We start from the raw sequence: 9,758 nt of genomic DNA, 5'->3' as shown, positions 1-9,758 counted from the left end.
GCAAGCAGATCGGCGACATCACCATCTCCTATGCGGGCCTGTCCCGCAACCACGGTGTCACCGTGGTGAAGGACTACGCCAGCGCCATCGACACCGCGAAAAAATCCGTCACGCTGGCCGGCGGCGTCACCATCGCTTATGACAAGCTGGTGGTCTCGCCCGGCGTTGAGCTGATGTTCGGCAGCATTGAAGGCCTGGGGGAGGCCAACGCCTCGGGCCAGGTCCTGCAGGCCTGGAAAGCCGGTCCCGAGACCGTGGCGCTGCGCAAGCAGCTCGAAGCCATGCCCGACGGCGGCGTCTACGCGATCACCATTCCCGAAGCGCCTTATCGCTGCCCGCCCGGCCCTTATGAGCGCGCTTCGGTGGTTGCCGGCTACTTCAAGGCCGCCAAGCCGCGCAGCAAGGTGCTGATTCTTGATGCCAACCCGAATGTGACATCCAAAGAGGCGTTGTTCAAAAAGGTCTGGGCCGAGCAATACAAGGGCATTGTCGAATACCGCGCGCAGCACAAGGCCACGGCTGTGGACGCCAGGAATGGCGTGGTCAAGTTTGACGTGCAGGACGACGTGAAAGCCGATGTGCTCAATGTCCTGCCTTCCATGCGTGCTGGCGCGATAGCTGTCCAGACCGGCCTGAACAATATGGCCAACAACCGTTGGTGCGGGGTCAATTACCAGACCTTTGAGTCCTCTGCGGCGAAAGACGTGTTTGTGCTTGGCGACTCCATCCAGGTAGCGCCGGCGATGCCCAAGAGCGGTCACATGGCCAACAACCACGGCAAAGTGGCGGCCGCAGCCATCGTGGCGCAGTTGTCGGGCTGGGAGATCAACCCCGCGCCCATGCTGACCAACACGTGCTACAGCTTCGTGGACAACAAAAATGTCATTCACGTTGCCAGCGTGCACGAATACGTGGCCGCCGAGAAAACCTTCAAACCCGTGGCCGGCTCCGGCGGCGTGAGCCCCGGCCCCACCGAGCAGGAAGGCGCCTACGCCCTGAGCTGGGCAAGCAATATCTGGGCTGATACCTTAACTTAGCCCCCACGGTCGCTCACTGCGTGTAGCTCCCGAGGCCTTGCAGGCCGCGGCTCGCGAGACGCTTCGCCTCTGTCGTCGTCCAAACCTGCTCAAGCAGGTTTGGAGCCGCAGGCCCCAGCCCCTTGGGGGCCGCTGCGCCCGCGGACTGGCAGAGCCAGATCCGCGGCCCCTGCCTGCAATTCGGGCGGCGTCTGCTGGCTGGTGGCTCACGCTGGTCTAATACGGGTAGCCGTCCGCCTCGGACGGGTCCACGAGTTCCATGCAAGACAACCCCACTCAAGTCCCCCTATGGCGCCAGCTGCAAGGAGCGGCATTTTTACTGATGGCTGTTCGCGGCGGCCGCTCCATGACTGCTGCCCTCGAGGATGTCGAGGCCGCTGTCAGGCCTGGCGTGCAAGCCCTGGGTTTTCATACCTTGCGCTGGCTGGGCCGGGCCGAGGCTCTGCGCCAGCAACTGGCCCAGCGGCCGCCGCCACCCGAGGCCGATGCCTTGTTGTGTGTTGCGCTTGCGCTGGCCTGCACGGAGGAGGGCGCCGCAAGCGTCGATCTTGGCCGCTTGCCGGACGGGGACGGCCCCCACTACACCGCCTATACGCTGGTGGACCAGGCGGTGGAAGCGGCCAAGCGTGACGAGGCCACGGTGCATCAGGCGAGCTTCATCAACGGTTGCCTGCGCCGCTTTCTGCGCGAGCGCGGCGCGCTGATGGCTGCCACGGAAAAGCATCCGCAGGCCATCTGGAACCACCCCCAGTGGTGGATAGACCGGGTGCGCAAGGACCACCCTGCGAACTGGCAGGCCATCCTGCACGCGAACAATGCCAGAGCGCCGTTGATTCTCCGGATTAATGCAAGAAAAACGACTCCAGCCCAATACCTGCAAGCGCTAGCAGCTATTAATATCATAGCGCATCGGGTAGAGCCGCACGGCGTGGTGTTGGCTACGCCCAGCCCGGTGACGGCATTGCCCGGTTATGCGGAAGGGCATTTTTCGGTGCAGGACGCCGCAGCGCAGATGGCAGCGCCACTGCTGCTCGAGGGCCTTGCCGCGCCGGAGGGAAGCCCGCGCCTGCGCATCCTTGATGCCTGTGCCGCGCCGGGCGGCAAAACAGCACACCTCCTGGAGCTGGCCGACTGCGAGCTCACAGCGCTGGATATCGATGCACACCGTTGCGAACGCATCAGCCATAACCTGCAGCGCCTGGGGCTGAAGGCGGACCTGCGGGTGGGTGATGCTGCCCGCCCCGATGACTGGTGGGACGGGCGGCCTTATGACGCCATTCTGCTGGATGCACCGTGCACAGCGTCAGGCATCGTGCGGCGCCATCCGGACGTGCGCTGGTTGCGCCGGCCGACCGATATCGCGCAACTGGCTGCGCTGCAGGCGCGTCTGCTTGAAACGCTTTGGCCACTGCTCAAACCGGGAGGCCGTTTGCTGTACTGCACCTGCTCGGTTTTCAGGGCCGAAGGTGAGCAGCAGGCGCAAACGTTTGTTGTGCACCACAAAGACGCTCATTTCGCGCCGTCGCCCGGTCATTTGCTACCTCAAAGTGTCGCTGGTGCGACCGTCTTCCCGGACAATTTGCAGGGTGAGCACGACGGTTTCTATTACGCAGTTTTTGAAAAACGCAAAGCCTGACCTGGTGCTGCGGCGCCTGTTGGCGTTCGCTGTCTGCGCCTGGATGGCGCTCGCAAACCTGGGGGCATTGGCGACCGAGGTGACGCAGCTCAAGATGGAGCGCTCCGACGAAGGTGTGTATCTGTCTGCAACAGTCGCATTTGACCTGTCGCCAGTCGTCGAAGACGCTCTGCTCAAGGGCATTCCCATGTTTTTTGTGGCTGAGGCCGACATTTACCGCGGCCGCTGGTATTGGTATGACAAGCGCATCACCACAGCGACCCGCACCATGCGCCTGGCCTTTCAGCCGCTGACGCGGCGCTGGCGCCTGAATGTGCTTTCCGGCGCCATCAGCGTCAGCGGCCTGCGTGCTTCCTTCAGCCAGAACTACGACACCCTGGACGAAGCCATTGCCTCCATCCAGCGTTTCTCGCGCTGGCGCATTGCCGACGCGGCTGAAGTGGAGCCCGATACCCGGCATAACGTGGACTTCCGCTTTAGGCTCGACTTGTCGCAGTTGCCGCGCCCCTTCCAGATTGGCGTGGCGGGGCAGAAAGACTGGACCGTCTCTGTGGAGACCAACCGGGAGTTGCGAGCGGAACCTGTCCGTGACATGCCTAAAGACCACGTCACGGACGTTCCCGCGGAAATGCCCAAAGAAGCAGCCAAAGAGGCTGTGAGGTGAACATCAGGGGAAATCCGTCCTCGCTGAAAAGCAGTCCGGCTTTTCGCTGGACGGTTGGTGTTGGTGTCGGCGCCATGGTGGCGCTGGGGCTGGTGCTGCTGTTCTTGCTGACCCAGGCCACCGGCAACCGGGAGCTCTACGAACGCAACTACGTCCTGTTGCTGGGCCTGAATGTGGCGGTGGCTGTCCTGTTGCTGCTGGTCATCGGCTGGATCGTGGCGCGCCTGATTCTTCGCCTGCGTAAGGGCAAGTTCGGCAGCCGCCTGCTGGTCAAGCTGGCCGCCATCTTTGCGCTGGTGGGCTTGTTGCCCGGCTTGATGATCTACGTCGTGTCTTACCAGTTTGTTTCGCGCTCGATAGAAAGCTGGTTTGACGTGAAGGTCGAGGGCGCGCTGGATGCCGGCCTGAACCTGGGCCGCGTCACGCTCGACACGCTGGCCGTCGAGCTGGGCAACAAGACCCGTGTTGCCGCGGGGCAACTGACGCAGACGCCCGATGCTTCGGCCGGCTTGGCGCTGGAGCGCTTGCGCGAGCAACTGGCCGTCAGCGACGTGGTGTTGTGGACGGCCTCCGGTCAGCTGATTGCCAGCGCGGGGGATTCGCGATACTCACTCAAACCCGAGCGGCCCCCCGCGCAGCTGTTGCGCAGCGCTCGAACCCAGCGCGTGGCCACACAGATCGAAGGTCTGGACGAGGTAGCGCTCTCCAGTGCCGGGCCTGGCAGCGCGGCAAGCCTGACCGCAGGCGCCACGCCGCCGCGCATCAAGGCCCTGGCGCTGGTCAACAACCCGAATGTCGGGCTGCTAGGGGAAAGCCGTTTTTTGCAGGTGACGGAGGTGCTTCCGGCCAGCCTGGTTGCCAACGCCGTTGCCGTGCAGGAGGCCAACCGCGAATACCAGGAGCGTGCCCTGGCCCGCGGCGGCCTGCGCAAGATGTACATAGGCACACTCACGCTCAGTCTGTTCCTGGCGGTGTTTGGTGCGGTGTTGCTGGCGGTGGTGCTCGGCAACCAACTGGCGCGGCCCCTGCTGCTGTTGGCAGAAGGGGTCAAGCAGGTGGCCCAGGGCGATCTCACGCCCAAGGCGGCCCTGCAAGGCAAGGACGAGTTGGGCGGCCTGACCCGGTCCTTTGCCGACATGACCCAGCAGCTGGCCGACGCACGCGGGGCGGTGCAAAAAAGCATGGACCAGGTGGACGCGGCGCGCGCCAACCTGCAGACCATCCTGGACAACCTCACGGCCGGCGTCATGGTGCTGGACCTCAAGGGCCGAATCCAGACCAGCAACCCCGGGGCCACCCGCATCCTGCGCGTTCCGTTGGCGGCCTACCATGGGCGCACGCTCGCCGATATTCCAGGCCTGGAGGTGTTTGCGCAAGGGGTGCAGGCGCAGTTTGATACCTACTTCGGCGAAAACGCGCAGCATGACATCGAGCACTGGCAGCAGTCCTTCGAACTCAATGCGGCGCAACCCGGTGCCCCCGACAATGCCATCACATTGATCGCGCGCGGCGCCAAGATGCCGGGCAACGAATGCCTGCTGGTGTTCGACGATGTGTCCGAGATGGTGTCTGCGCAGCGCGCCCAGGCCTGGGGCGAAGTGGCGAGACGGCTGGCCCATGAAATCAAGAACCCGCTGACGCCTATCCAGCTGTCGGCCGAGCGGCTCGAGATGAAGCTCACCGGCAAGGTCGCCGAACCCGAGCAGATTCTGCTGACCAAATCCGTCAAGACCATTGTTGACCAGGTCGATGCGATGAAGCGTCTGGTCAACGAGTTTCGAGACTACGCACGCCTGCCGGCGGCCGAGCTCAAGCCGCTGGACCTGAATGCGCTGGTCGCTGACGTGATGCAGCTCTACGCCAGCGAGAATGCCGTGGTGCCTGTCTACAGCGAGCTGGACCCGGCGGCTCCCGAGATCAAGGGCGATGCGCAACAGATTCGGCAGGTTATTCACAACTTGTTGCAAAACGCCCAGGATGCGCAGGAGGGCACCCCCGATGCGCGCGTTCTCCTCAAAACCGAGTACTCCGAAACCTCGAAACGGGTGCGTCTGAGCGTGCGCGACAGCGGCACGGGCTTCCCGGAACACGTGCTGAAACGGGCGTTTGAGCCTTACGTCACGACCAAGGTCAAAGGCACCGGTTTGGGGCTTGCCGTGGTCAAGAAAATTGCCGATGAACACGGCGCACGCGTCGATATTTCCAATCGCGTGGTCGATGGCGCCGTGCAGGGGGCTCAAGTATCGTTATCATTCGCGGTTGTGACTTAACAACACTGCAGGCTCGGGCCAAGAGCCGCAGAACTGACAACTGCTGGCGGGGGTAGTGATTCAACATGGCAAATATTCTGGTAGTCGATGATGAGCTGGGCATACGTGACCTGCTCTCGGAAATTCTCAACGACGAAGGGCATCAGGTCGAACTCGCAGAAAACGCGGCGCAGGCCCGTGCCGCACGTGTCCGGTCGCGACCCGATCTGGTCTTGCTCGACATCTGGATGCCCGATACAGATGGCGTTACGCTGCTCAAGGAGTGGTCGTCGGGCGGGCTCCTCACCATGCCGGTGATCATGATGAGCGGCCACGCGACCATAGACACCGCGGTCGAGGCCACCAAAATCGGCGCGATGGCCTTTCTTGAAAAACCCATCACGCTGCAAAAATTGCTGAAGGCTGTCGAACAGGGTTTGGTCAAATCAGCAGGGCGCAAACCCCTGGCTACTCCTGCTGCGCTTTTGCATGCCGTGGACATGACGGTGGAGGCTGCGATGACTGGCCAGGCTTTGCCCGTTGCGGTGGACCTGGGCCCCCAGGCCACGCAAAGCTTTCTGCTGGAAAAGCCATTGCGCGACGCGCGTGACGAGTTCGAAAAAGCTTATTTCGAGTTTCATCTCGCCAAGGAGGGTGGCTCCATGACGCGCGTGGCAGAAAAGACGGGCCTGGAACGAACCCACTTGTACCGCAAGCTCAAGCAGTTGGGCGTGGACCTGACGCGAGGCAAGCGCGCCGCCTGATATATAATCTTAGGCTTGGCCCGGTAGCTCAGTCGGTAGAGCAGAGGATTGAAAATCCTTGTGTCGGTGGTTCGATTCCGCCCCAGGCCACCAGCATTCATGCGCCCCAGCGCCCTTTTCGGGTTCTGGGGCGTTTTGCATTCCGCGCCACGCACAGTCTCAGAGCGAAATCGGGATTGCCGCGACATTTTAAGAGTCAAACACCCATTTCTTCCAATGGATATCAGCACTAATAGCTATCAAAAAAGGAGCTAGGCAGATCGCAGAATCGCCAGGTAGCCATTCTGGTCCTTGCCGCCTTCTTCACGGATTACGCTCGGTTCCAGGCCGAGGATTTCAAAGCCATGGTCACCGGCCAGGCGTTCGATATACGCCACCGAGTGGGCATAACGACGGGTCGGCCGCAGCACCAGATCTTCGTTTTCGCTGGACTCGAACGAGAAAGCAAACAGGCTTCCTGGTCTCACGGCAGTTCGCGTGGCTTCAAAGACGGCCTCGAGCGCACCGACATAAATGAACACATCGGTAGCGACCACCAGGTCAAAACAGGCGGTCTGCGGTTCGAGGAAGGTGGTCAGGTCGCTGCACACGAGTTGGTCGTAGATGCCACGCTTGCGCGCCATCTCCAGCATGTTGGGCGAGAGGTCGACCCCCGTCAGGCTGCGCGCCAGCGGTTTGAGCAGCGGCCCGCACAGGCCGGTGCCGCAACCCAAGTCCAGCACGTCCATCCCGCTGGTTGGGCGCAGTTTGAATATCTGCTCGCAAATCAAGGCCGGTGTCTGGTACTTCAGGCGCCCTTGCAGGTGGTCGTCGAAGTGCTCCGCATACCAGTCGAACAGGTTGACCACATAACGCGCCGGTGCGGTTTCGGGGGCAATGTCCGCACCCAGCGAGGCCAGGGCGTAAGTCAGCTCGGCCAGGTCCCCACCCAACTCGAGAGCCCTGCGAAAACTGCGGGCGGCTTCTTCCGGGCGCTTGAGCATGATCAGGGTTTCGGCACGGTCCGAATGGTTTTTTGCATCGTCCGGGGCCAGCTCGATCGCGTGATCGTAGTCCTGCAGGGCCTGGTCCAGAATCTTCAGGCCTGCCAGCAGGCCGGCCCGTGTGGCCAGTGTGGATGCTGCGTCGGGCTTGACTCGCAATGCCCGGTCGAGGATGGAAATGCATTCTTGCGGTGGCCTTTTCAGTTTATGCATGACGAAGGCCTGCCGCACCAGCGCCTGTTCATGGTCAGGCTTGAGTTGTACTGCACGGCCATAGCATGCCAATGCCAGCACATACTGTTTTTCGTGCTGGTGCGTGAGGCCGCGGTGGTAGTGCGCCTCGGCAAAGTCGGGCGCAAGCTCAAGCGCACGTTCAATGCTCTGGACGGCTTCCTGATGGCGTTCCATGGCGAACAGGGCATGGCCTCGATTGTTCAGAACTTCAGGGTTGTCGGGTCGCAGCTGCAGCGCCTGGGTGTAGTCGTCCAGCGCCTCTTCGAGACGGTTGAGGTTGTGCAGGCAAAACCCCCGGTGAATAAAGGCTTCCGCCAGGTCGGGCTGCAACCGCAGTGCCTCGCCCAGGCTGGCGGTGGCCTCTTCGTAGCGCGCCATGAATCGCAGGGCCTTGCCGCGCGAGAGATGGCAGCGCGCATTGGCCGGCTGCAATGTGATCGATTCGTCGCAGTGCTCAAGCGCTTTTTCATACAGGCCAAGATAGAAAAACACCTGGCCCAGGTTGGCCAGTGCATCGGGATCATCCGGGGCCAGGGTTAGCGAGGTCTCGATCAACCTGCGGGCGTAAAACTGGTTGCCTTTCTGGCTGACGATGACACCCAGCAGGTGAAGCGCGTGATGGTGGTTGCGGTGTACAGCCAGGATTTGCTCATACAGGATCTGGGCCTCCGCCAGGCGACCGTGCTGCTGGTGTTCGATGGCCTGCTTGAAGGCAGCTTCTGCCTCGATCTGGTTCATGCTGGGTTCTTTCAGGGACACGGGTCTCGCACTGGTCGCGGATTATGCCGGGTATCCTGCGCGCTTAACCTGTACGCAGCAGGCCCCGGCTATTCCGGCTGGTTGTCGTTCGTGGCACGCGGCGGCGCCACGGCCTCGTTGGCGACGATTTCCGCAAGCAGGCCAATCCACCAGTCGCGGCGTTTTTGCGCTGACTGGATGGAATGGTCGTCCATTTCGGAAAACAGTGTCTTGATGCTCAGTCCTTCGCATACTTCAAGAAAGTCTTTGGACGCCATGGCGAGCTGGTCGGCATTCATGCGCCGCATTACCGACAGCAGCATGGCCGAGTCGATAGCCACGACCATGCGAAGACTGGAAATTTCTGAATGCAAGGTATCTAGCTTGTCCATGGGCCATTTCTTTCAGATTAGTGCGCTGTCTGCTGGCGCAGTTGATTCGTTTTCTATCGTAGCTCGTACACAGGCTTGGGTCTGCTATGAGGTCCCCGTGTTGGGCGCGCGCAGTGACTGGCAAGCAGTCTTGGGCGGCTTTGCGTCATGTTGCGGGGACTTCCGTTTGAAGACTTCAATCTTTTTTTCGCCAGGCCTGGCCTATTTTTGTAACTTAATCACAGACCGCAGACAAAAGTAACCTTTCCGTACATTTCGTGCGGAAAATAGGCGGCCCATCAATGGCAATTCCGTGTCATCAGCAGGTCATGGTCGTGTGCAGAATCGGCGACGGCGGTAGTAATTACTTATTGCTCCGCGTGGTTTTGTATTGTAAAAACCTGTAAATGTAAGAGTTGTGATTGATTCACTGGTCGCTTCATGAGCCGCGGCTCCTTGCTGCATTGTTATCAACCTTTTTCAAGGGGAATTTATGTCTGACAGCTTGCAAAAGTGGGTAGGCCGCAACCGGCCGCCACGCGTTCAAATTACATACGATGTGGAAATTGGAGACGCGGTCGAAAAGAAGGAGCTCCCCATGGTGGTGGGCCTGCTTGCCGACCTTTCAGGTCAGCCGGCAACGCCGCTGCCGAAACTGAAAGACCGCCGGCTGGTCGAGATTGACCGCGACAACTTCAACGAGATCATGGGGAAAATTTCCCCACGGCTGGATATCTCCGTGCCTGACGCCATGAAGGGTGAAGGCAATATCAAGGTCGAGCTGAACTTCAAGGAGTTCGACGACTTCCATCCTGAGGCCATTGTCAAGCAGATTCCCCGTCTGGCCAAGCTGCTCGAAGCACGCCAGCAGCTGCGTGACCTGCTGGCCAAGCTGGACGGCAACGACGAACTCGACAGCCTGCTCGAGAACATTGTCCAAAGCACTGAAGAGCTGAAAACCCTGCAAACCGAAGCCAATGCGGGCGCTGAAGCCCCTGCAGATGCTCCGGCCGCCGAAACTCCGGCAGCGTAAAGCAAACATCCCGGTCTGTGCCCCGGCACACCCCTTATTTTTTGGAACG

General features: G+C 61.1%; 8 protein-coding genes and 1 tRNA gene. 7 read left to right on the top strand and 2 right to left on the bottom strand.

The features are described 5' to 3' along the window. From ABI660_RS09435 to ABI660_RS09410, 6 genes are all read left to right on the top strand, one after another. Positions 1–1,037, top strand: a 1,037-nt coding sequence (locus ABI660_RS09435; protein WP_348067231.1) for an NAD(P)/FAD-dependent oxidoreductase, incomplete at its 5' end; no start/stop codon positions are given. Between the two features lie 259 nt (positions 1,038–1,296). After that, a complete protein-coding gene (rsmB, locus tag ABI660_RS09430) occupies positions 1,297–2,673 on the top strand; it encodes a 16S rRNA (cytosine(967)-C(5))-methyltransferase RsmB (protein WP_348067229.1) in 1,377 nt (458 codons plus the stop codon). After that, positions 2,654–3,337 (top strand): DUF4390 domain-containing protein, encoded by a 684-nt coding sequence (locus ABI660_RS09425; RefSeq protein ID WP_348067226.1) that lies wholly within the window; start codon positions 2,654–2,656, stop codon positions 3,335–3,337. Before rsmB ends, ABI660_RS09425 begins: the two co-directional genes overlap by 20 nt. Then, complete coding sequence (locus tag ABI660_RS09420; protein WP_348067224.1) at positions 3,334–5,607, top strand: ATP-binding protein; 2,274 nt, start codon at positions 3,334–3,336, stop codon at positions 5,605–5,607. Before ABI660_RS09425 ends, ABI660_RS09420 begins: the two co-directional genes overlap by 4 nt. Before the next feature lie 65 nt (positions 5,608–5,672). Then, positions 5,673–6,350 carry a response regulator gene (locus tag ABI660_RS09415; protein ID WP_348067222.1) on the top strand — a complete coding sequence of 226 codons (678 nt, stop codon included), beginning with the start codon at positions 5,673–5,675 and terminating at the stop codon, positions 6,348–6,350. Between the two features lie 17 nt (positions 6,351–6,367). Further along, positions 6,368–6,443, top strand: a tRNA-Phe gene (locus ABI660_RS09410). A 158-nt stretch (positions 6,444–6,601) separates the two neighbouring features. Here the strand turns inward: ABI660_RS09410 and ABI660_RS09405 are convergent. Together ABI660_RS09405 and ABI660_RS09400 are read right to left on the bottom strand one after the other, a co-directional pair. Further along, entirely contained in the window at positions 6,602–8,305 is a 1,704-nt protein-coding gene (locus ABI660_RS09405; RefSeq protein ID WP_348067220.1) for a tetratricopeptide repeat protein, read from the bottom strand. Between the two features lie 89 nt (positions 8,306–8,394). Then, complete coding sequence (locus ABI660_RS09400) at positions 8,395–8,697, bottom strand: hypothetical protein (RefSeq protein WP_348067218.1); 303 nt, start codon at positions 8,695–8,697, stop codon at positions 8,395–8,397. Positions 8,698–9,169: 472 nt separating this feature from the next. On the opposite strand from ABI660_RS09400, the gene tssB reads away from it, so the two are divergent. After that, positions 9,170–9,709 carry a type VI secretion system contractile sheath small subunit gene (gene tssB / locus ABI660_RS09395; protein ID WP_348067216.1) on the top strand — a complete coding sequence of 180 codons (540 nt, stop codon included), beginning with the start codon at positions 9,170–9,172 and terminating at the stop codon, positions 9,707–9,709. Positions 9,710–9,758: the final 49 nt, after the last annotated feature.

This window comes from Polaromonas sp., from assembly GCF_039930745.1.
In the GTDB taxonomy this organism is placed as follows: domain Bacteria; phylum Pseudomonadota; class Gammaproteobacteria; order Burkholderiales; family Burkholderiaceae_C; genus Polaromonas.
Note: the sequence above shows the minus strand (reverse complement) of the source record. Positions and strands in the feature narration are given on the sequence as shown.